The organism is Clostridium tyrobutyricum (genome assembly GCF_019144085.1).
Lineage (GTDB): Bacteria > Bacillota > Clostridia > Clostridiales > Clostridiaceae > Clostridium_B > Clostridium_B tyrobutyricum_A.
On the sequence record NZ_JAHHUY010000013.1, the window covers coordinates 48,206 to 71,003 of the forward strand.

A 22,798-nucleotide genomic window follows, 5' to 3' on the forward strand; every position below is an offset into this window, starting at 1 on the left:
CGACTGAAAGGAGAAGGAGTTTCATATAAAGGATAGAACTCAAATCTCTGATTTGATGTGAGTCGCTTACTCATTCGACTGAAAGGAGAAGGAGTTTCCTTTAAATAACTGAACCATAAATTTTAGATTTTGTGATGGTCGCTTACTCCTATGACCCTAGGAAATAGGAGTTTCCTTTAAAAAATTTTATTAATAAAAGAAGACATGAACTATTTTAATAAAATAATTCATGTCTTCTTTTGTCAAATTATATACAATTCTATTTTTGGATAAAAAAAAAGCCTACATGGGGGAGCATGCGGCTAAATAGGGGATATTAATAGTAAAACTTTCGCTTCACTACTAAATTATAATAACATTAACGCATAAATAAGTCAATATATTTAACTAAAAATATTCCATTTTCGACAAATATGCTTACTTTTTATTATTACGGGCCCTATTTGGTTTAGCTTTAGGTCTGATTTTTATATCCTTGCGTTTGTCTTTTTTATTCATAGATCCATTTTGTATGTCCAAAAACCACAAAAACAATATTATGAATATTGCAGAACCTATGTACTGAAGTATAGAATTATTCACACTTTTCTTTAAAAAAGCATTTGCTATACTTGGTACAAAGAAAGCAATTACAGCCAATACAAGAAGTACTATTTTATTAGGATGAAATTTCACAAAAACATATTTTTTTAACAAAGTATATACCACCAAAAATATTATGGCAATAAATATCATCTGGAATATAAAATTTTTCCAAGGCATTATTTCTCCTCCTCATTATATGTAAATTATTTTATTCAAATAAAATTTTAACTTTTTTTAATTTGTCTCGGATTTCAATTTTCTGTGGACAATTTGATTCACACTTTCCACATTGTCTGCAATTGGATGCTTTTTGACTATATGTAAGCCTATTGTATGCTGAATCCAACTTATCCATATTAAATATATAATGATCATTGTATGCACTAAAACATCCTGGAATATTAACTCCTACCGGACATGGCATACAATATTCACAGGCCGTACAATTAACTTTAGTTTTTTGTTTTATTATATGTTTAACTTTATCTACTGCATTAAATTCATCTTCTGTCATTGAATCTGGTTCTGCATTACTGGCTGTTTTTATATTTTCTACAATTTGACTCATGTCATTCATACCACTCAATACTACTGATACTTCCTGATGATTCCATACCCATTTTAAGGCCCATTCTGGAAGTGTCATTTCATGATTCGCTTTATTTAAAATATTTTTTGCTTCTTTAGGAAGATTGTTTACAAGTTTTCCTCCCCTTAAAGGTTCCATAATTGTAATACCAAAATCCCTTTCAAAAGCATATTTCAGACCTTCTGTTCCAGCTTGAAAATTTTCATCTAAATAATTGTACTGTATCTGACAAAATGACCAATTGTAGTAATCTGCTATTTCCTTGAACACATCCAATTTATCATGGAATGAAAATCCTGCATATTTTATTCTACCATCTTTTAAAGCAGAATCCAAAAATTCATCGATTCCATTTTTCTTTAAATTGTTCCATACATCCTTATTGAGAGCATGCAGTAGATAAAAGTCTATATGATCTGTTTCCAATCTTTGCAATTGATCATTTAAATATTTATCCATGTCCTCTCTTGTTTTTATCAACCAGCTTGGAAGCTTAGTTGCTAACTTTACTTTATCCCTGTACCCATCTTTCAAAACCTTTGCAAGAAAAGGTTCACTTTGTCCACCTCTTCGCATTCCCTTGCCATGATAAGGATATGCAGTATCTATATAGTTTACACCCTGATCTATTGCAAAACGAATTAAATCAATAGATTTTCCTTCATCAATACTAGTGGGATCATTTTTTGAAATAAGAGGCAGCCTCATACATCCAAACCCCAAAATTGAAACCATTTCATCTGTTTTTCCAAATCTTCTATAAAGCATAATATCCCCCCATTGATTTAGTATATGATTTAATAATAAACATTTATTCATCTATTATCAATACATAACTTAGAAAGCTTCCCATACCTAAACATTAAAGCATTCCCTAAGTCAATTTTTTATTTGTTTTAATAGGCCTAACCTGTGATATAATTATTCCTAAAAACATAACTATACATCCAATTAAAGCTCTCAACTCAAGCTTCTCTCCCAATATAATAAAACCTCCTAGGGCGGCAAATACACTTTCCAGGCTCATTATAATGGCGGAATGAGTAGGCTCTGCATATTTTTGACCAAGTATTTGAAAAGTATATGCAACACCTACTGAAAATATTCCAGCATATATTATTGGAATTAATGCATTTTTAATATTGGCAATGTGCATGCTTTCTGTTAAAACTGCAACTATTAAACTTAACAGGGCACATGTAACAAACTGAAAAAATGCCAGTTTAATACAATCAACTTTATTTGCAAAATATCCTATTATGAGTATTTGGAATGCAAATAAAAATGAACATATCAACTGCATCATATCACTATAATTTACGTTAAACCCACCTGTAACGCAAAGCAAATACAATCCTACAATTGCTGTAAAAGCTCCAATCCATAAATTGATGTCAATGTGCTGCTTTAAAAATACTCCAAACAGTGGAACAATAACAATATATAATCCTGTTATAAATGCTGCCTTACCTGCAGTAGTTCCTGCAAGCCCAATTTGTTGAAATGAAGATGCCAAGAACAAAAAAATTCCTGCAATTATTCCTCCGAAAGCAGCACTTTTTAATGAATATTGTTTTGCAGAATCACTTTTATATAAAACCATAACCGGGATTAAAGATAAGGTACCAAGAACAAATCTTATTCCATTAAAAGTAAATGGTTCTACAAATCTGACTGCAAATCTCTGAGCTGCAAATGCAAATCCCCATATAATAGCTGTGATTACAAGGTATACATATGATTTGATGTTTTTCTTTTCCATATATTTGTATTTCTTCCCCCGATTCAAATAAATAGTAGGCGGAATAAAATTCAGCCTACTATAAATATATAATATATTATTTTAACGTTCATGTTAATAATAATAACAAATCAATGAAACTCATTCTCCTTTTTAGTCGAATGAGTAAGTGACCATCACAAAATTAAAGATTTTGGATATCTGCTTAGAATAAATATTTTTCTCCTGGTTTTCTTGTGAATACTGTAACATCATCAATTTGATTCTGCTGACATACGAATCTTGTCATTCTCTCAAGTCCAAAACCAGCTCCTGCAGTTTTAGGAATCTTGCCCTGTTTTGCAAGTTCAATATAATTTCTAAATGCATTCTCGTCTACATCCAGTTCTCTCATTCTAGTCAAAATTCTATCATATTTATATTCTCTTTCTCCACCACTTAAACCTTCAACATATCCCATTGGCCAAATCAAGTCGTAATTTTTATAAGTTCCCTTATTATTTAAATCCTCTGCATCATAAAATTCTCTTTTATGGTTTATAAGCCAGAATGGTTGAGTAGCTGCCTTGGAAGCTTCCATTTCAAAATCATCACCATATTTTGCTCTAAGTTCCTGAGTAGTATATCTCTTGAAAGGAGCAGCTATATCAAGGTGTGAAGTTCCTATACCCAATACTTTGAATTCTTCTGCACAATTTTCTTTAATTGAATCAAATATATATTTTATTAAACCCTCTTCAAATTCAAATATGGTATCCATAGTTGCATTTTTAAATTCGACATCAACTTGTGTAAATTCGAATAAGTGTCTCACATCACCTTTTTCTGCCTTTTCAAGTCTTACATTTGGAGATACTATATATATTTTATCTATATAAGGACTTGAAAGTATTACCTGCTTGTGAAATATCATTGATTTTGTTATATCAAATTTTTGTCCTTCATATGTTAAACTGCAATCTTCTACATCATGGTTCAATGTATCTGTAATAGGTGATATCATAACAGGTGATATTCTAGTTATATTTTTTTTATACATATATTCATCTACTGCTTTTACTATTGTCTGTTGAACACGAAGTATATGTGGTAACTCCTTTCTTTCTATCTTTTTTAATTCTTTATCTAAAACTTTCAGTTCTGCCTTTCTTTCCTGATCTTCTAATATAGTATCCATAAATACATCCTCCTAGTATTAAACACAAATCAATTAAGTTGTGTTTCGATTTCCATAGTTTCATTAACAATATAATAATACTTTTTAAGACAAGTTGCAATATTAACAAATAATTTTTAATATTTTTATTATTTAGTCATTAAACGTTTTGATTTTTTAATAATTTTAAATTTATTTCCTTAAGAAAACGTTTTCTGTTATTAAATTAATAATTTATTTAAATTATTATTTACGATAATGGTTTAAGTATATAGTCAAATAGGTTAAAATATAAGTATATTTATATTAAAGTTACAAATTATTTTAAAAAGTATTTTTTATATAGCAGGAAATACTTTACAAAATTACCACAATGTTAATATTTGCATAATAAGTAGTGCAAAACAAAGGAGTGTTTTTATTGAATTCGAATTTTAAAATTAATGGCCTGGATGATTTAGACATCCAAATTCTCGATATACTGATTAAGGACTCTAGAACTCCTTATCTTGAAATAGCCAGGCAGTGCCATGTAAGTGGTGGAACTATTCATGTTAGAATGAAAAAAATGGAAGATATAAATATAATAAAGGGTACAAAACTCATTATAGATAATTCTAAAATTGGCTATGATGTATGCTGCTTTATAGGAATTTATTTAGACAGGGCAAGAGATTTCAACGAAGTATTAGATGAAATGAAAGCTATAAATGAGATTGTTGAGCTTCACTATACTACGGGAGAATATTCAATATTCATAAAAGTAATATGTAAAAATATAGCAGACCTTCAATCCCTGCTTATGAACAAGATACAATCTGTAGAAGGCATACAGAGAACAAATACATTTATATCCCTATATCAACCTATTGATAGAAGCATATATATAGATGCTCTTGAATCAACTGGTGGTAAATCACATAAAAATTCAACAAACAAATAGCGATATATACTTATAATTTATAATACAACTGCACATAATATATTTGATAAATTAAAAAGGAGATGTAGATTATGAAAACATTGGATACTATAGCTCTTATATTAGTTATCATAGGTGCAGTAAACTGGGGTTTAATTGGATTTGTACAATATGATTTATTGGCCTCATTATTCGGTACCATGTCAGCTCTTACAAGAACTCTATATGCACTTGTAGGAATTTGCGGCCTGTATTCGATATCATTTCTTGGAAGAGATAGGGATGTCACTACAACTGATGCCAAATAATTGTATTATAAAAAAGGATCGACTAAGATTTAATCTTTAATCGCTCCTTTTTTTCAACTTATTTTTTAAGTTCTTTTTTTATTCCTCTGTTGATGGAGTTATTGTAATCTATAAAATCATATACGTCTTCTTTAAAGAGATTACTGAATTTTTGTAATTCAGGAATTGAAAGTTCTTCTATTGATTTTTCTTTTTCTTCACAATAAAGTACAATTTCTCCTATTACCTTATGTGCATCCCTGAATGCCATTCCTTTATTGACAAGATAATCAGCTGCTTCTGTAGCATTTAAAAATCCAGTCTTTACTGCTTTCAATGTCTTATCCCGATTTACCTTCAATGTAGACAACATTCCATTCATTATTTTAGTGCAGCTAAGTACAGTTTTAAGTGAATCAAAGAACTGCTCCTTATCCTCCTGCATATCCTTGTTGTAGGCGAGTGGAATTCCCTTCATTATAGTTAAAAGAGACATTAGATCTCCATATACTCTTCCTGTCTTACCCCTTATAAGTTCGGCTGCATCAGGATTTTTTTTCTGGGGCATTATACTGCTTCCTGTTGAAAATTCATCATCTATAGTTACGAATCCGAATTCTTTGCTGCTCCAAAGTATAAGTTCCTCACTCAATCGACTGAAATGCATCATCATTATTGAGAAATCAGATAATAGTTCCAATGCATAATCCCTATCACTTACACCATCCAGAAAATTATTTACAGGTTTTTTAAATCCAAGTTCTTCTGCAGTAAACTTTCTATCAATATCATAAGTAGTTCCAGCAAGTGCACAGCATCCCAATGGACTTTCATCTAATATTTCCCTGGCATTTTCTATCCTTTTCTTATCTCTTTCAAGCATATTGTAGTAGGCCATTATATGATGTTTGAATGTAACCACCTGTGCTCTTTGAAGATGAGTATATCCTGGCATTATGAAATTATTTTCATCTCCCAGTTTTTTCATTGTATTTTGCAATTCCTCTATGTTTTCTATAACTTCTTTGGATTTATTTTTGGCATATAATCTAAAATCCAAAGCAACCTGATCATTTCTACTTCTGGAGGTATGAAGCTTTTTTGCAACTTGACCAATTCTATCCAACAAATTACTTTCTATAAAACTATGTATATCCTCATAGTCACCTTCGATCTTAAGTTTTCCAGTTTCAATATCTGAAAGTATTGATTGTAGACCATTTAATATGCTGTCTCTTTCTTCACTGGATAATATATTACATTTTGCAAGCATCTTTACATGAGCCATGCTTCCAGTTATATCTTCTCTATAAAGTGCCTTGTCAAAACTCAATGAACTATTAAAATCTTCCATGAGCTTACTTTCAGATTTTTTAAATCTTCCGCCCCATAACTTCATATAATTTTCCTGTCCTTTCTTTTATAAATATCATAATTCTAAATTACTCCATCTATATTAAGATGGAGCAATCTGTGTATTTTTATTCTATTTTAATGAAGATCCTTGTCTGCCATAGCTTTTATTTTGCTTGGTAGTGTAAATATCTTGATGAAACCAGCTGCATCTTTGTGATCATATAAATTACTAGCTCCAAATGATGATACGCTCTCATTATAAAGAGGTTTTTTTGCATCAGTTCCCGCAGTAATTACATTTCCTTTGTATATCTTAAGCTTAACTGAACCTGTAACGTTGCTCTGAGTTGATTCTACAAAAGCATCCAATGCTTCTCTGAGAGGTGTGAACCAAAGTCCGTCATAAACAAGTTCTGAATATTTTTGAGATATAACTTGTTTGTAATGATAAGTATTCTTATCTACTGTAATTCTCTCAAGACATCTGTGTGCAGCATATAATACTGTTCCACCTGGAGTTTCATATACACCTCTTGATTTCATTCCAACAAGTCTATTTTCTACTATATCAATTATTCCTACTCCGTTTCTTCCTGCTATTTCATTCAACTTAGTTAAAAGTTCTAGTGGTTCTAATTCTTTTCCGTCTAGTTTTTTAGCAACTCCCTGTTCAAAATAAATTTCTATATATTCTGGCTTGTCCGGTGCCTCTTCTACAGGTGTAGTCATGGAATACATGCTTCTCTTGTGTTCATTTCTTGGATCTTCAAGATCTCCACCTTCATGGCTTACATGCCATACATTTTTATCTTCGGAATATATTTTCTTCTTTGTAGCAGTAACTTCTACTCCTTTGGCATGTGCATAGTCTATGGCATCTTCTCTTGATTCTATATCCCATAATCTCCATGGGGCAATTATCTGTATTGTAGGGTCAAAACTTGCTATTCCAGTTTCAAAACGGACTTGATCATTTCCCTTTCCAGTACAGCCATGTGCTATGTACTTTGCTCCTTCCTTGTGAGCAATTTCAACCAATCTTTTTGACATAAGAGGTCTTGCAAGAGATGTTCCAAGTAAATATTCATCTTCATATACCAAATGTGCCTTTACTGCTTTAAAAATATAGTCTTTTACAAATTCTGCTTTTAAATCTTCTACATATACTTTAGATGCTCCAGTTCTTATTGCCTTTTCTTCTACTGCTTTTAAATCGTCTCCCTGACCTACATCCATACAAGCAGCTATAACTTCAAGATCATAGTTTTCCTTAAGCCATGGAATTATAATAGAAGTATCCAAACCTCCTGAATATGCTAATACAACTTTATCTTTCATAAAATTACCCTCCATCTTATCAATTTTAATATTTTCTTATTTAAATACTTTATTTAAAAAACTCTTTGTTCTCTCCTGCTTGGGATTGTCAAAAATATCCTCTGGCTTTCCCTCTTCAACTATCTTGCCTTCATCCATAAATATGACTCTGTCAGCAACTTCTTTTGCAAATCCCATTTCATGGGTTACAACAATCATGGTCATGCCATCTTCTGCAAGCTTTTTCATTACATTCAAAACTTCTCCAACAAGTTCTGGATCAAGTGCTGAGGTAGGTTCATCAAACAGCATTATATCTGGATTCATGGCAAGTGCTCTTGCTATTGCAACTCTTTGTTTTTGACCGCCTGATAATTTTGAAGGATAATAATCCATCTTGTCCGATAATCCAACTTTATCTAAAAGCCTTTCCGCTCTTTCACGAACCTGCTTTTTATTCTCTTTTTTTACTACAGCAGGTGCTTCCATTACATTTTGAATTGTTGTCATATGAGGAAAAAGATTGAAATTCTGAAATACCATACCCATCTTTGTGGCTATCTTTCTGAGAAATTTTTTATCCTTGGGATTCAATTTTTCTCCTTCTATAATAATTTCTCCGCCATTTATATCCTCTAAATGATTTAAACATCTTAAAAATGTACTTTTACCTGAACCAGAAGGCCCTATTACTACTAATACTTCACCCTTTTTTACTTTCACATTCAAGTTTTCAAACACTGTCAAGTCATTAAATTTCTTTGTTAAATTTAAAGCCTCTATCATGTATTTATTTCCATCTGAAGCTTTATATCCATCTACAGCTGCAGTTTCCATAAATATTCACCTCTTCTATTTTAATTGTAAACTGATAATCTTCTTTCTATTATACCAAATGCAGTAGTAAAAACAGTAGTCATTATAAGGTAGAACACTGCTGCTGTTAAAAATACAGATATTGGATCAAAACTAGTTGCATATATCTGTTGGGCAGATCTCATAAGTTCAACCATAGCTATAGTTGAAACAAGAGAAGTATCTTTTAATATAGATATAAATTCATTTCCAACAGGAGGTATTATAATTTTAAATGTCTGAGGCAATATTATCCTTTTCATAGTCTTAGTATAGCTGAATCCCAAAGCTTTCGCAGCTTCAAACTGCCCTTGATCTATGGATTGGATTCCTCCTCTTATTATTTCTGACATATATGCTCCACAGTTTAAGGCAAGTCCTATTATAGCTGCAGTAAAAGGAGTTAATTCTATACCTATAAAAGGTAACCCATAATAGAAAAAGAATAATTGAAGCAATAAAGGCGTTCCTCTGAATATCCAAGCATAAAAGCTTGAAATATATTTTAAAACTAGATTATTTGATAATCTTAAAAGTGCTAGTAATATTCCAAGTATACTTCCAAATATTATAGTAATGACTGTTAATTCAACGGTCATTACACTTCCTTTTAAAAGAATTGGAAGTATATTTTTAATAAAATCTATATCCATTACTCCTGTTCCTCTTCCCTTTAATTTTACACTAACTATTTTTTATATTCATCAGTTCCAAACCATTTAATTGAAAGTTTAGACATTGTTCCATCTTTTTTCATTTCATCTATTGACTTTTGAACTGATTCTTCCAGTTCTTTATCACCTTTCTTGAAACCTATTCCCATTGGTTCACTTGTAAGTTTTTCAGAAAGTACAGCGTATTTTCCCTTTTTATCATCAGCAGATACGTAATATCTTCCTACAGGTTCGTCAATTATTACAGCATCACTTCTTCCAGTCTGTAAATCCTGAAGTGCATCTGTAGCCTTGTCGTATTTCTTTATTTCCTTTATTCCCTTGGATTGTTTTTCCTTTAATTTCTTGTCAAGATCCTGTGAAGATTTGTCACCTGTAGTTCCAAGTTCTACTCCTACAGTTTTATCTGCCAAATTATCTGATTTGGTTATACTTTTGTTTCCATTTTTAACAATTATAATCTGTCCTGACATAAAATAAGGTTTTGAAAAATCTATCTGTTTCTTCCTCTCATCAGTTATACTCATTCCTGATATTATTGCATCAAATTTTCCTGATTTAAGTGCAAGTATTATTCCATTAAAATCTGTAGGTACAAATTGAGTTTTCACACCTAACCTCTTACCTATTTCTGTTGCCATATCTACATCAAAACCTTTAAGTTGGTTTTTGCTATCCCTAAATTCCATTGGAGGAAATGAATCCTCAAGTCCTATTTTAAGAACACCTTCTTTTTTTACACTTTCAAGTGTATTGGTACTAGCTGTTCCTGCCTTTCCACATCCAGCAAATAAAACTGCTACGATAATAGTAGATAATCCTATTATTAGTCCTTTTTTTAATCTATTCATATTTTTTCTCCCTTCATAATATTCAATATAATTTTCATTTATAATACATAATAATTATACATATAATATTATAATTATGCAATACTTTTCTCTATAAATTAATGAATAAATATGCACATGCTTTCAGCTCTTAAATTACTTATTTAAGCTGTAATCTTATATGCATTTTTAAATAATTTTATGCATAAATATAAACCGCTAAAAGGATATTCAGCGATTTATATTTATAATTTCATGAAGTCCATATTACATATGTCTATATTTTTCCATAGTGCCTTTGAAAAGTTCTCCTGAAGATGGTGGAGTATAACAAATGGCATTTGCACCAGCATTAATAGTTTCTTCAATACTGACATCATTCTTTCCACCTGTAGCCATTATAGGAAAATTTGGAAATTGGCTTCTTATTTTCTTAACAAGCTGTACTGTATTTACACCTGCAGATACATTTAATACGGAAACTCCTGAATCTATCCTCTTTTGTATATCATCTCTTTCAGAAACTACAGTAACTACTATTGGAATATCAATCGCTTCACTCATTGCTTCTATAACTTCATTTGATGTAGGACTGTTGACAACTACTCCCAAAGCTCCTGTAAATTCCGCATTTAGTGCAAGATTTATTACTCTCTTGCCCATTGTAAGTCCTCCACCTACACCGCAAAAAATTGGGACATCAGATGCACCGACTAAAGCTTCTGTTATAACAGATTGTGGAGTAAATGGATATACAGCAAAAACAGCATCTGCATTTATATTTTTTATAACTGCAACATCTGTAGTAAAGGCAAATGATTTTAACCTTTTTCCAAAAAACTTTATTCCCGTAGCTTTCCTAATTACTGTTGGAACATTTATCATATGACCTCTAAGTGTTCCATTTACCTCCGGTACATATTTGATTGATTTTTTATTAGTGTTCTCCATAATTTTATCTCCTAAATCAATTAGTTATATATTCTTAAGTCTATTTTATATTAATTGATTAAAATATTCCATATAAATATAATTATTTTTGAAATTCTAATTTGTTCCTACTTTATCTTTTGAAAATAATTCCTCAGCTATCTTAACTGTATCTCTGGCATCTTTTGCATAAAAATCAGCACCTATCATATCTGCATACTCCTGATTCAACACTGCACCACCTACTACAACTTTACATGATAAATTATTTTTTTTCAATGCATCTATAGTTTTTTTCATATTCATAACGGTAGTAGTCATAAGTGCACTTAACCCTACAAGTTTTATATTGTTTTCTTTTGCAGCATCAACTACTCTCTGTATGTCTACATCTTTCCCAAGATCAATTACATTAAATCCATAATTTTCGAGAAGCACCTTTACTATATTCTTTCCTATGTCATGTACATCTCCCTTGACTGTAGCCAAAATAACTCTTCCCTTTTCTACACTCTGGCCACCATTTTCAACTATGCTTTTTTTTATAACTTCAAATGATTTTTTTACAGTTTCAGCCGCCTGTATAAGCTGTGGTAGAAATATCTCCTTAGTCTCATACTTTGTTCCCACCTGATCAAGTGCTGGTATTATATATGAATTTACTACATCAAGTGGTTGTTGTAATTTTAAAAGTTCTTCAGTAGCCAAAGATGCCGCACTTTCATCACCATTTATGATTATCTGTTTTAAGTCACTGCTGTTTTTATCCAATTTTCTATTATCAGAATTCTTATCCTTGACTTTTTTTGCAGATAATCGGCTATTATTTGATTCCTCTGGTTCATCCTTGTATCTATCTATAAATTCCCTGCTGTCTACATCTCTATTGGCAAGTACTTGAAATGCAGCTATAGTATCCTTCATACCCTTATCCGAAGGATTCATTATAGGAAGATCTAATCCAGCCTGAAGAGCAAGCAACAAAAATGTCCTGTTCAAGAGTTTTCTATGTGGAAGTCCAAAGGATACATTACTTACACCAAGAGTAGTCTTTACACCTAATCCTTCTTTTACAAGCCTTATTGCCTTTACCGTCTCCATTACTTCCTTCTGTTGTGCTGAAGCTGTAAGTGACAGACAATCAACTACTATATCTTTTTTTGGTATTCCATATTCTGCTGCCCTCTTTACTATTTTTTCCGCAATTTCAAATCTCTTTTGAGCGGTTTTGGGGATACCATCTTCATCTATAGTAAGTGCTATAACACATCCTCCATATTTTTTAACTATTGGAAATACATCCTCCATAGTCTTTTCTTTTCCATTAACAGAATTTATAAGAGGTTTTCCATTGTATAATCTTGCACCTGCCTCTAGTGCATTTGGATTTGGACTATCTATGCTTATAGGAGTATACACTACTTTTTGTAGTGCTCTCACTGCCTTCTTCATCATCTCAACTTCATTTATCTCTGGAAGTCCTACATTCAATTCAAGTATATCCGCTTCTTCATCTCTTTGTATCAAAGCCTGCTTTTGTATATAATCAACACTTTTTTCTCTAAGTTCTTTTTTATATGCAGACTTTCCTGTAGGATTTATTCTCTCACCTATAATCCTAGTTTTATTTTCTACTATTACGGTTTCAGTTGCTGAAGTTACTGCTGTATAGTTTTTTTCTTCTATATTTATAGGTTTGATATCCTTCAGTTCTTTTATAAAATCTTTTATAAAATCAGGATTTGTACCACAGCATCCCCCAATTATTCTTACTCCCTTTTGAGCCATTATTTTTATATTTTTTGAAAACTCTTCTATGCTTATATCATAGTAAGTTTCAACTCCATTGTATTTGGGAAGTCCTGCATTTGGCTGAACCATAACTGGAATTGAAGCATACTTCAAAATTTCGTCTACTATGTCCTGAAGTTCATTAGGCCCTAGAGAACAATTGACTCCAATTGCATCCACTCCAAGCCCTTCTAAAACAAATACCATTGTTTTAGGATCAGTGCCCATAAGGCTTCTTCCATTTTTTTCAAAAGTCATGGTGCAGAATACCGGAAGTGAACTATTTTCTTTTGCAGCAAGCACTGCAGCCTTAGTCTCATACAAATCCATCATAGTTTCAATTACTATAAGATCGGCTCCTGATCTAGCTCCTACAACTACCTGCTTTTTAAATAATTTATAAGCTGAATCGAAACTTAAATTTCCAGTAGGCTCCATTACCTGCCCTATTGGTCCTATATCAAGAGCTACAAATTTATTTTCTCTGCTTTTGACAGCTTCCCTTGCAATTCCAACTGCAGCTTCAATTACTTCCTCTGATGAATAATCAGAAGAGCTATATTTTAAATCATTTGCTCCAAAAGTATTGGTAGTTATAATGTCAGCTCCTGCATCAAGATAGGCTTCATGTATTTTTTTTATGGTACTTGGATTTGTTATATTTAGAATTTCTGGAAGCTCACCTGTTTTAAGTCCCGCTCTTTGAAGCATAGTGCCCATGGCTCCATCAAAAAATATAAAATTATTCTTAAGTCTTTTTAATAAATTATTACAAGTCACATGACCACTCCTTTATAGTTAAATGCCATAAGGGCCTATTTTTTCACTTTAGCTAAAAAAGCCGCCTTTTCAAGAAAAGCAGCTTAAATCATAAACAAAAGCAATCTTTTCTTATCTTCCAGAATCACATTTCTGTTGGAATTAACACCATTACACATAAAAACATGTTGGTTGTCGGGTTTCTCAGGGCCAGTCCCTCCACCTCTCTTGATAAGAATAGTAAACATTCAATTATATATTATCTTAATCCTAATACTTTTCAAATTACTTGTCAATAACTTTTTAAGTTCTTATCTATACAGCTTGACAAAAACTTATGTTTGATATACTATATAGAATATTAATTAGTTTAGTACCGTTAGCTTAGATAAAACTAAGTGACAATTAAAAGTAAAAACTTATCTAGAGTGACTGAGGGACTGGCCCGATGATGTCCGACAACCAGCATTTTTCATTTGAATGTATGGTGTTAATTCCAACAGATTATTTCTGAAAGATAAGAAAAATAGTTTCGATATTACGATATCAAAAGTTGTTTTTCTTATCTTTCAGAAAAACAGCTTTTTTATTTGATTAAAATCATTATAAGTAAGGGATGGATTTCTATGCCAATAAAGATACCTAATGATTTACCAGCTTCTAAAACATTAAAAGATGAAAACATATTTATTATGAATGAACATCGCGCATCAAAACAGGATATACGTCCTATGGATATAATAATACTCAATTTAATGCCGGATAAAACTACTACAGAGACACAGTTACTGAGATTATTGAGTAACTCACCTCTTCAAGTGAATATAACTTTACTGTATACAAGCTCTCATACTTCAAAATATACTTCTTCAGAATATCTTTTTAAATACTATAAGACATTCGAACAAATAAAGGACAAGAAATTTGATGGTATGATAATAACAGGAGCCCCTGTTGAACTTCTTGAATTTGAAGCCGTTGATTATTGGAAAGAGCTAATTTCCATTATGGATTGGTCAGCAAGTAACGTATATTCTACTCTACATATATGTTGGGGGGCACAGGCTGGACTATATCATCATTTTGGCATACCCAAATATGCTCTTTCTAAAAAACGATTTGGTGTATTTTCCCACACTATAAACAAAAAAAATGTGGATTTGCTCAGGGGATTTGATGATGTATATTTCGCTCCACATTCAAGACACACAACTGTAAAAAAATCTGATATTGAAAAAGTCCCGGATCTGGAAATATTATCTGAATCAGAAGAAGCAGGAGTATATATGGTATCTACTAAAAATGCGCATCAGATTTTCGTAACCGGACATCCTGAATATGATACTTGTACACTAAAATCTGAATATGACAGAGATATTCAAAATAATATACCCATAGATATTCCAAAACACTATTTTCCAGATGATGATCCAACAAAATTACCTACAGCTAACTGGAAAAGTCATGCCAACCTATTGTTTTTAAATTGGTTAAACTATTATGTATATCAGGAAACACCATTCAACCTTGATACACTTAATGAAAGAAGTAAACTTACTTTATAAAACAAAGAGCCAGTAAATTTTACAATAAAAATTTACTGGCTCTTTGTTTTGTTTAATAGATTTATATTTATGAAACTACATCAATTATGCAATTTCGAAACTATGGCATCTGTATATTGATCCGTAGTAGCATTGCCACCTAGATCACCAGTTAAATATTTTCCCTCTTTAAGTACTTCTTCTACTGCTTTTTCTACTTTATGTGCTGCTTCTGTTTCTCCAAGATATTTAAGCATCATAACTGCTGAAAGTATTATAGCAGTTGGATTCGCCTTGTTTTGACCTGCAATGTCAGGTGCTGAACCATGAGCAGATTCAAATACAGCTGCATTTTCTCCAATATTTGCTCCAGGTACCAAACCAAGTCCTCCTATAAGACCTGATGCCATATCAGATAGAATATCTCCATATAAATTTGGCATAACAAGTACATCATAGTTTTCAGGATTTAATACAAGTTTCATACTCATTGCATCTACTATTACACTTTCAAATTCAATATTGCTGTATTCTTTTGCCACTTCTTCGGCAGTCCTCAAAAACAATCCATCAGATAATTTCATTATATTTGCCTTATGTACTGCAGTAACTTTTTTTCTTCCATTTTTAACTGCATAATCAAAAGCCGCTCTTACTATATTTGAACTTGCCTTTTTAGATATTATCTTTATACTTTCTGCAATTTCATCATTTACCATATGTTCAATACCTGCATACAAATCTTCGGTATTTTCCCTGAATATAACCAAATCCACATTTTCATATCTGGATTTTACACCAGCATAGGTCTTTATAGGTCTTATATTTGCATATAAATTCAAACTCTTTCTAAGAGTTACATTTACACTTCTAAATCCCTTTCCTATGGGTGTGGTAACTGGTCCTTTAAGGGCTACTTTGTTTTTCTTTATACTTTCTATAATATGTTCTGGTATTGGAGTGCCATACTCATCCATAACTGAAGCTCCAGCATCAAATACCTCCCAATCTATATGTGCACCGCTCTCATCCACAACTTTTCTTGCAGCTTTGGAAACTTCCGGCCCTATTCCATCACCTTTAATAAGAGTAACTTTATGTCCCATATTCAATCCTCCCAATATTATTTAGTATTTTGTTTCATCATGTTCAGGAGTCCACCAAATTTTATCATGTCTCTCTGTCTTTCTGTAACATTGAACATCATTTTATATTCTTCGTCTTTAGTTTCGTTTTTAACAACTACAATATCATTTTTAATCTGATCCAAAGCATTTTCTATAACCAGCTTATCTAAAGGATCTATCTTTTCATAATCACTTTCATCTGCAAATACAAGTGCCATTATGCCATTATTTATAAGATTTGCCATATGAATTCTTGCAAATGACTTTGCAAATACTGCTTTAACTCCAAGGTAAAGAGGTGCCAGTGCTGCATGTTCCCTACTTGATCCCTGTCCATAATTGACTCCTGCTACTATAAATCCTCCTCCATTTTCCTTTGCCTTTTTAGGAAAATACTCATCACAAGGTGTTAGACAGTATTCGGCAAGATGAGGTATATTGGATCTATATGGAAGTAACTTTGCATTAGATGGCATTATGTGATCTGTAGTTATATTATCTCCTACTTTTGTAAGAACTACTCCTGGAACAGTGTTTTCACAAGGTTTTGCCTTTGGAAAAGGCTTTATATTAGGTCCTCTAACTACCTTTATATCATTTCCAGTCTCACTTGGTCCCACAATCATATTATCCTTTATAAGAAATTTATCCGGCATTTTAATTTTTATAGGATCTCCTATTTCTCTAGGATCAGTAATATATCCCTTTAAAGCAGATGCTGCTGCAATTTCTGGACTTACAAGGTAAATCATGGCAGACTTGGTTCCTGATCTTCCTTCAAAATTTCTATTGAAAGTTCTTAAAGATACTGCATCTGTAGCAGGTGATTGACCCATTCCTATACATGGACCACAGGCGCTTTCAAGAATTCTTGCTCCTGCTCCTACCATTGATGCAAGTCCTCCATTTTCAGATATCATATTCAATACCTGTTTTGATCCAGGTGAAATAGTAAGGGATACATTTTCATTTACAGTTTTTCCTTCTAATATATGAGCCACTTTCATCATGTCCACATAAGAGGAATTAGTACAACTTCCTATACATACTTGATTTACTTTTACATCCTTCAATTCAGAAACAGGAACTACTTTATCCGGACTATGAGGACAGGCAACCATAGGTTCAAGTTCAGATAAGTTTATCTCCATTTTTTCATCATATACTGCATCTTTATCCGGCTGAACGTATGAAAAATCATCTTCTCTTCCCTGTGCCTTCAAGAATTCACGTACCACATCATCACTTGGAAAAAGAGAAGTAGTTGCACCAAGTTCTGCTCCCATATTTGTAATAGTAGCTCTCTCTGGTACAGAAAGTGTATTTACTCCTTCACCTGTATATTCGAATATCTTTCCTACTCCACCTTTAACAGTAAGTCTTCTAAGCATTTCAAGTATTATATCCTTTGCTGTAACCCAAGATCCCAATTTTCCTGTCAAGTTTACCTTGACTATCTTTGGCATATTTATATAGTACTCGCCGCCACCCATGGCCACTGCAACGTCCAATCCACCAGCACCAATGGCAAGCATTCCTATTCCGCCACCAGTTGGTGTATGACTGTCTGATCCAAGAAGAGTATCTCCAGGTACTGAAAATCTCTCAAGATTTACCTGATGACATATTCCATTTCCAGGTCTTGAGAAATATATACCGTGTTTTTTTGCAACAGTTTGAATATAAAGATGATCATCTGCATTTTCAGGTCCTGATTGAAGTATATTATGATCTATATATGCTACAGATCTCTTTGTCTTGACTCTATCTATTCCCAAAGCTTCAAACTGGAGATATGCCATAGTACCCGTTGAATCCTGAGTCAATGTCCTATCTATTTTAATAGCTATTTCCTGTCCTGCTACCATTTTTCCTTTCAACAGATGTTTTTTTATAATTTTATGTGCTGCACTTAATCCCATTTCACTATTTCCTCCATTGTAATATTTCTTTAATAGTATTTACTTAATTTCAACAAGCTCTCTCTTCTTTTTTTTCCAGTATTTCTGGTATTAATTTTTTTACAAGAGCATCCATTTCCTCACTTCTTATTATACTAGTTCTTCCCATATTGTACTGATTATCTATCCATTTTTTTATTTTTTCCACTTTTTTATCTTTTTTATCTATTTTGTCTTCATCTTTTAATCTATAGTATGTGTTGATCCATGCTGCTATACCTGCAAGCCCGGAATATTGGTTTACCTGAACCACAATTGGTCTACCCAGAATTTTATCTGTATTAAATATATTGTATATTTCTTCATCTTTAAGTATTCCATCTGCGTGAACTCCAGCTTTTGTTAAATTAAATTCACTTCCAACAAAAGGTGTTTTTGGAGAAATGTCATATTTCATTTGATTTTTAAAGTATTCAGCAAGCTCTGTTATAATATGAAGATTCATATTTTTAGCATTTCCCTTTATCTGTGCATACTCAAATACCATAGCTTCAAGTGGACAATTTCCTGTTCTCTCACCTATTCCAAAAAGAGTAGTGTTTACAGATGAACATCCATACAACCATGCTGTAGTAGAGTTATTCACTGCAGAATAGAAATCATTGTGTCCATGCCATTCTATTCTATCTTGAGGAACACCGCATATACTTCTTATTCCATGAACAATTCCCTGTACACTTCTTGGAAGTGCTGCCTGACCGTAAGGAATTCCCAAACCTAAAGTATCACACAATCTTATCTTTATGGGTATGCCCGATTCCTTTGACATTTCCATAAGTTTATCAACTAGTGGAACTACAAAACCATAAAAATCAGCTCTAGTTATATCTTCAAGATGACATCTTGGCTTAATGCCATTATTCAAGGCTTCCTCTACTATAGAAATATACATGTTCATAGTTTGTTCCCTTGTCATCTTCAACTTTTTAAATATATGATAGTCTGAGCATGACATGAGCATACCGGTTTCTTTTAAATTCATCTGCTTTACAAGTTTAAAATCATTTTTATTGGCTCTTATCCATGATGTTACTTCTGGAAATTTGTATCCTCTTTCCATACAGACTTCAGCAGCTTTTCTATCTTTTTCAGTATATAAAAAAAACTCACTCTGTCTGATTATTCCCGAATCATTATCCAGTTCATGAATATAATCAAATATTTTGACTATCTCTTCTAAAGTAAATGGCTCCATAGACTGTTGTCCATCTCTAAATGTAGTGTCTGTAATCCATATATCCTCTGGCAGATCCATTGGCAGTTGAACTCCATCAAAAACCACTTTAGGAACTTCATCATATGGAAATATATCTTTATAGAGATTAGGTTTATCTATATTTTGAAGCTTATAATTATACATTAACGCCATCCCCTCTTAATTAAACATTGGCACTATAAAAAATAGCACATTTTTGAATTAAATTATATATGATACTTCAATTTAAGAATTTTATCTTTTTTAAAATTACATATGTATTTCTTATATATTATCTGTTTTCCTTATGTATCTTAGTATACTCAACGTTTTGTAAAAAGTGCATAATTATATTGTATCATCTTTAATAAATATAATCAATTACATATTTTCTTATTTTTGATTTTTATATATTAAATCCTTCATTATTTATTGTGTAAAGGTATTCTTCTATTCATATTGGACCATACAATATACTTTTTGAAGGACTATACTTCATATATGTTATAATAATAAAGACAATAAAAAGATATTATGTGGAGGTATTAAAAATATGATAAGAAGTATTTTCCTGTATTTCATGTTGATCATGTACATGTTTTACTCTTTAATAAAAAAGAGGAAATTGGAAAAATTAAAAAAGAAGGGCTCTCAAGAAGAAGTTCAGTCATATATATATGACTGTGTAGACAAATGGGCAAAATTCGTTCTAAAATGGATAAGAGCAAAAATTCATATGAAAGGTTTTGAAAACATTCCAGATGGTCCCTGTCTCTTTGTATCAAATCATCAAGGATTTTTAGATATTCCAATACTCATTGCATCTCTTGACAGAACAATTGGTTTCATTGCTAAAAAGGAAATCAAAAATGTAAAAATAATAAGTTATTGGATGAAACAAATCAAATGTATATTTATGGATAGAAGCAATATAAGGGCCTCTGTAAGATCAATAAGCGATGGCATTAAAATTTTAAAAAATGGACACAGCTTGGTTATTTTTCCTGAAGGAACTAGAAGCAAGGGACCTAGAATAGGAGAATTTAAAAAGGGAAGCATGAAGCTTGGTCTAAAATCCATGGTACCTATAGTTCCACTAGCACTAGATGGAAGTTACAAATTAAGGGAAGGAAATAAACACGGTAATTTAAAACCTGCAGATGTAAATCTAACTATTTGTAAACCAATTTATCCAGCTGACTTGTCAAGGGATGAAAAAGAAAATATATCTGAAATTATAAAAAAAGAGATTATGAAAAACATATATTTGGAAACTTCTGTAAAAAATTTATAATTTTTATCAAACTCCAATTATATTCTACAGGAGGATCAATATAATGGGATTTATAAAGAAATATTGTACTATGATATCTATTATGCTAATTTCAATATTTTTGCTATGTTCATGTACATATTTTAAAAGTTCAAATGAATCTGATTCATATAATGGTATTAAAGTTCATTATATAGATATAGATCAGGGTGACAGTGAATTGATTCAGGTAAATGGTAAAAATCTTTTAATAGATGCAGGTCCGAATAAAAGTAAAGACAAACTTATGTCATATTTAAGTAATCAGAATATAAAAAAATTTGATTATGTAATTGCAACTCATCCTGATGAAGACCACATAGGTGGAATGGGTGATGTAATAAAGAACTATAAAGTAGATACTTTCTATGCGCCAAAAAAAATTTCCAATACCAGAACTTTTGAATATATGATAAATCAGTTGAAAAACAAGAATATGAAAATAGATGTTCCAAAACCAGGAATGCAATTGGACTTCGGTAATAATACCAAAGCTGAAATACTTGCTCCTAACAGCGATAACTATCCAGATGCTAATGATTATTCAATAGTATTGAAAATAACATACGGAAATAATAAATTTTTATTTACAGGTGATGCTGAAAAAACAAGTGAAATGGAGATGCTCCATAAAAATTATGATATTGCAGCTGATGTATTAAAAGTGGGACATCACGGAAGTTCCAGCTCAACTTCAGAAGAATTCTTAAATAGAGTTAATCCTAAAATAGCCACAATAAGCTGTGGAAAGGATAATAAATATGGACATCCAACTAAGAAAGTAATAAATAGACTTAAGAAAAAAGATATCCAAATTTATAGGACTGATATAGATGGAACTATTGTACTGAAAAGTGATGGAAATACCATTACCAAAGAATAATAATTTAAAAGGAGTTGTCTTAAAATTTATTTTGAGACAACTCCTTCTTTTTTGGATTTAATAGTTGAATAAAGTGCAATACCAAGTATAATAATCCCTCCAACTATTTCTCTTAAACTTGGCATTTCCTGTAATATAAAAGCTGCAAATACAATTGCATATACCGGCTCAAGACTTGAAATAATAGATGCTGTTTGGGCTCTTGTATACTTTAATCCATTTATAAACAGTGAATGAGATATAGCAGTAAAAACCACGCCTAATAAAATTAAAAGTATTATGTTATTAACTGTAAAATCATGTTTTTGGAAAAATAAAAATGGGATTAATACAACTGCAGCTATAAGTTGCTCATAGAATGAAATTACTAAACTTGAGTATTGCTGTACATACTTTCTATTAAGCATAGAAAGTATTGCATATGCAAATCCTGACAACATTCCCCACAGTGCCCCCTGAGTTAAATTATTTGTCAACTGAAATTTTGGTACTATAAAGATTATACCCAAAAATGTAATAATAGCACTTATAATATCCCATAATTTAATCTTGTCTTTAAAAAAATAAGGTTCAATAAATGTAATAAATACAGGAAATGTTGAAAATGTGAGCAGTGCTATAGCTATTGTAGAGACTTGAATAGCCTTAAAAAATGTAGTCCAGTGAATTGCTAGAATTATACCCATAAGTATTATATAGAAATAGTCTTTTTTCTGTTTTAACAATATATTTTTTTTAAAATATATTAATATAATAAATAAAAAAATGCTGGAAAAAAATACTCTTCCAAACACAATTACTGTTGATGGAAGTGAAATTAATTTTCCAAACAATCCTGATAATCCAAATAAAAATACTGACAAATGAATTTTAAGTAAACTCTTGTTTTTTTCTTCCATATAATTAAACTCCTAAATAAATATAAAAAAGGTTATCAAACATCTGATAACCTGTAAAATCCTATAAAATAAAATGGCTCCGTGG

Annotated in this window: 20 protein-coding genes and 2 riboswitches; of the genes, 5 read left to right on the forward strand and 15 right to left on the reverse strand. The window is 31.5% G+C overall.

What is annotated here, in order from left to right:
• Positions 1-417 precede the first annotated feature (417 nt).
• The 4 genes from KM800_RS07665 to KM800_RS07680 all read right to left on the reverse strand — a co-directional run bounded on the left by KM800_RS07665 (position 418) and on the right by KM800_RS07680 (position 4,092).
• Positions 418-762 carry a hypothetical protein gene (locus KM800_RS07665; RefSeq protein ID WP_217812560.1) on the reverse strand — a complete coding sequence of 115 codons (345 nt, stop codon included), beginning with the start codon at positions 760-762 and terminating at the stop codon, positions 418-420.
• A gap of 31 nt (positions 763-793) precedes the next feature.
• The gene (locus KM800_RS07670; RefSeq protein ID WP_217812561.1) at positions 794-1,942 is read right to left on the reverse strand and encodes an aldo/keto reductase; all 1,149 of its coding nucleotides are present in this window, start codon (positions 1,940-1,942) and stop codon (positions 794-796) included.
• A 106-nt stretch (positions 1,943-2,048) separates the two neighbouring features.
• Positions 2,049-2,936, reverse strand: coding sequence for a DMT family transporter (locus tag KM800_RS07675; protein ID WP_217812562.1), 888 nt, complete (start codon positions 2,934-2,936; stop codon positions 2,049-2,051).
• Between the two features lie 184 nt (positions 2,937-3,120).
• Entirely contained in the window at positions 3,121-4,092 is a 972-nt protein-coding gene (locus tag KM800_RS07680) for an asparagine synthetase A (protein ID WP_217812563.1), read from the reverse strand.
• A gap of 400 nt (positions 4,093-4,492) precedes the next feature.
• Here KM800_RS07680 and KM800_RS07685 point away from each other — a divergent pair, with 400 nt between their 5' ends.
• Positions 4,493-5,014, forward strand: a complete 522-nt coding sequence (locus KM800_RS07685) for an Lrp/AsnC ligand binding domain-containing protein (RefSeq protein ID WP_217812564.1) — start codon at positions 4,493-4,495, stop codon at positions 5,012-5,014.
• Positions 5,015-5,085: 71 nt separating this feature from the next.
• Complete coding sequence (locus KM800_RS07690) at positions 5,086-5,301, forward strand: DUF378 domain-containing protein (protein WP_217812565.1); 216 nt, start codon at positions 5,086-5,088, stop codon at positions 5,299-5,301.
• Between the two features lie 58 nt (positions 5,302-5,359).
• On the opposite strand, the gene argH is transcribed toward KM800_RS07690, so the two are convergent.
• The 7 genes from argH to KM800_RS07725 all read right to left on the reverse strand — a co-directional run bounded on the left by argH (position 5,360) and on the right by KM800_RS07725 (position 13,753).
• Positions 5,360-6,679: an argininosuccinate lyase gene (gene argH, locus KM800_RS07695; protein WP_217812566.1), complete on the reverse strand. Its 1,320-nt coding sequence runs from the start codon at positions 6,677-6,679 to the stop codon at positions 5,360-5,362.
• A gap of 92 nt (positions 6,680-6,771) precedes the next feature.
• Positions 6,772-7,974 (reverse strand): argininosuccinate synthase, encoded by a 1,203-nt coding sequence (locus tag KM800_RS07700; RefSeq protein WP_217812567.1) that lies wholly within the window; start codon positions 7,972-7,974, stop codon positions 6,772-6,774.
• A 36-nt stretch (positions 7,975-8,010) separates the two neighbouring features.
• The gene (locus KM800_RS07705; RefSeq protein WP_303396672.1) at positions 8,011-8,790 is read right to left on the reverse strand and encodes an amino acid ABC transporter ATP-binding protein; all 780 of its coding nucleotides are present in this window, start codon (positions 8,788-8,790) and stop codon (positions 8,011-8,013) included.
• Between the two features lie 20 nt (positions 8,791-8,810).
• Positions 8,811-9,461 carry an amino acid ABC transporter permease gene (locus tag KM800_RS07710; RefSeq protein ID WP_217812568.1) on the reverse strand — a complete coding sequence of 217 codons (651 nt, stop codon included), beginning with the start codon at positions 9,459-9,461 and terminating at the stop codon, positions 8,811-8,813.
• 35 nt (positions 9,462-9,496) lie between these two features.
• Positions 9,497-10,333: an amino acid ABC transporter substrate-binding protein gene (locus KM800_RS07715; protein ID WP_217812569.1), complete on the reverse strand. Its 837-nt coding sequence runs from the start codon at positions 10,331-10,333 to the stop codon at positions 9,497-9,499.
• A gap of 246 nt (positions 10,334-10,579) precedes the next feature.
• The gene (locus KM800_RS07720; RefSeq protein WP_217812570.1) at positions 10,580-11,263 is read right to left on the reverse strand and encodes a hydrolase; all 684 of its coding nucleotides are present in this window, start codon (positions 11,261-11,263) and stop codon (positions 10,580-10,582) included.
• A 96-nt stretch (positions 11,264-11,359) separates the two neighbouring features.
• Entirely contained in the window at positions 11,360-13,753 is a 2,394-nt protein-coding gene (locus KM800_RS07725; RefSeq protein ID WP_419195462.1) for a homocysteine S-methyltransferase family protein, read from the reverse strand.
• 168 nt (positions 13,754-13,921) lie between these two features.
• Positions 13,922-14,030: riboswitch (SAM riboswitch) on the reverse strand.
• Positions 14,031-14,208: 178 nt separating this feature from the next.
• A riboswitch (SAM riboswitch) is annotated at positions 14,209-14,316 on the forward strand.
• Between the two features lie 102 nt (positions 14,317-14,418).
• On the opposite strand from KM800_RS07725, the gene metA reads away from it, so the two are divergent.
• A complete protein-coding gene (gene metA / locus KM800_RS07730) occupies positions 14,419-15,357 on the forward strand; it encodes a homoserine O-acetyltransferase MetA (protein ID WP_217812572.1) in 939 nt (312 codons plus the stop codon).
• A gap of 80 nt (positions 15,358-15,437) precedes the next feature.
• Here metA and KM800_RS07735 read toward each other — a convergent pair whose 3' ends face one another.
• Genes KM800_RS07735 through KM800_RS07745 form a run of 3 tightly spaced genes read right to left on the reverse strand, consistent with a single transcriptional unit; the run spans position 15,438 to position 19,784 of the window.
• Positions 15,438-16,442: an isocitrate dehydrogenase (NAD(+)) gene (locus KM800_RS07735; protein ID WP_217812573.1), complete on the reverse strand. Its 1,005-nt coding sequence runs from the start codon at positions 16,440-16,442 to the stop codon at positions 15,438-15,440.
• 17 nt (positions 16,443-16,459) lie between these two features.
• Positions 16,460-18,385 (reverse strand): aconitate hydratase, encoded by a 1,926-nt coding sequence (locus KM800_RS07740; RefSeq protein ID WP_217812574.1) that lies wholly within the window; start codon positions 18,383-18,385, stop codon positions 16,460-16,462.
• A gap of 49 nt (positions 18,386-18,434) precedes the next feature.
• A complete protein-coding gene (locus tag KM800_RS07745) occupies positions 18,435-19,784 on the reverse strand; it encodes a 2-isopropylmalate synthase (RefSeq protein ID WP_217812575.1) in 1,350 nt (449 codons plus the stop codon).
• Positions 19,785-20,172: 388 nt separating this feature from the next.
• Between KM800_RS07745 and KM800_RS07750 the strand changes: the two genes are divergently transcribed.
• A complete protein-coding gene (locus KM800_RS07750) occupies positions 20,173-20,913 on the forward strand; it encodes a lysophospholipid acyltransferase family protein (protein ID WP_217812576.1) in 741 nt (246 codons plus the stop codon).
• Positions 20,914-20,956: 43 nt separating this feature from the next.
• Positions 20,957-21,814, forward strand: a complete 858-nt coding sequence (locus KM800_RS07755) for a ComEC/Rec2 family competence protein (protein WP_217812577.1) — start codon at positions 20,957-20,959, stop codon at positions 21,812-21,814.
• A gap of 26 nt (positions 21,815-21,840) precedes the next feature.
• On the opposite strand, the gene KM800_RS07760 is transcribed toward KM800_RS07755, so the two are convergent.
• The gene (locus KM800_RS07760) at positions 21,841-22,713 is read right to left on the reverse strand and encodes a DMT family transporter (protein ID WP_217812578.1); all 873 of its coding nucleotides are present in this window, start codon (positions 22,711-22,713) and stop codon (positions 21,841-21,843) included.
• Between the last annotated feature and the right edge of the window lie 85 nt (positions 22,714-22,798).

Bases quoted from the DNA above. Each gene is read 5' to 3' on its own strand.
- KM800_RS07705 (WP_303396672.1), bottom strand. From the start codon at position 8,790: ATGGAAACTGCAGCTGTAGATGGATATAAAGCTTCAGATGGAAATAAA.
- KM800_RS07665 (WP_217812560.1), bottom strand. From the start codon at position 762: ATGCCTTGGAAAAATTTTATATTCCAGATGATATTTATTGCCATAATA.
- KM800_RS07725 (WP_419195462.1), bottom strand. From the start codon at position 13,753: ATGGGCACTATGCTTCAAAGAGCGGGACTTAAAACAGGTGAGCTTCCA.
- KM800_RS07700 (WP_217812567.1), bottom strand. From the start codon at position 7,974: ATGAAAGATAAAGTTGTATTAGCATATTCAGGAGGTTTGGATACTTCT.
- KM800_RS07670 (WP_217812561.1), bottom strand. From the start codon at position 1,942: ATGCTTTATAGAAGATTTGGAAAAACAGATGAAATGGTTTCAATTTTG.
- KM800_RS07735 (WP_217812573.1), bottom strand. From the start codon at position 16,442: ATGGGACATAAAGTTACTCTTATTAAAGGTGATGGAATAGGGCCGGAA.
- KM800_RS07715 (WP_217812569.1), bottom strand. From the start codon at position 10,333: ATGAATAGATTAAAAAAAGGACTAATAATAGGATTATCTACTATTATC.
- KM800_RS07720 (WP_217812570.1), bottom strand. From the start codon at position 11,263: ATGGAGAACACTAATAAAAAATCAATCAAATATGTACCGGAGGTAAAT.
- KM800_RS07690 (WP_217812565.1), top strand. From the start codon at position 5,086: ATGAAAACATTGGATACTATAGCTCTTATATTAGTTATCATAGGTGCA.
- KM800_RS07680 (WP_217812563.1), bottom strand. From the start codon at position 4,092: ATGGATACTATATTAGAAGATCAGGAAAGAAAGGCAGAACTGAAAGTT.
- KM800_RS07675 (WP_217812562.1), bottom strand. From the start codon at position 2,936: ATGGAAAAGAAAAACATCAAATCATATGTATACCTTGTAATCACAGCT.
- metA (WP_217812572.1), top strand. From the start codon at position 14,419: ATGCCAATAAAGATACCTAATGATTTACCAGCTTCTAAAACATTAAAA.
- KM800_RS07760 (WP_217812578.1), bottom strand. From the start codon at position 22,713: ATGGAAGAAAAAAACAAGAGTTTACTTAAAATTCATTTGTCAGTATTT.
- KM800_RS07755 (WP_217812577.1), top strand. From the start codon at position 20,957: ATGGGATTTATAAAGAAATATTGTACTATGATATCTATTATGCTAATT.
- KM800_RS07750 (WP_217812576.1), top strand. From the start codon at position 20,173: ATGATAAGAAGTATTTTCCTGTATTTCATGTTGATCATGTACATGTTT.
- KM800_RS07745 (WP_217812575.1), bottom strand. From the start codon at position 19,784: ATGTATAATTATAAGCTTCAAAATATAGATAAACCTAATCTCTATAAA.
- argH (WP_217812566.1), bottom strand. From the start codon at position 6,679: ATGAAGTTATGGGGCGGAAGATTTAAAAAATCTGAAAGTAAGCTCATG.
- KM800_RS07710 (WP_217812568.1), bottom strand. From the start codon at position 9,461: ATGGATATAGATTTTATTAAAAATATACTTCCAATTCTTTTAAAAGGA.
- KM800_RS07740 (WP_217812574.1), bottom strand. From the start codon at position 18,385: ATGGGATTAAGTGCAGCACATAAAATTATAAAAAAACATCTGTTGAAA.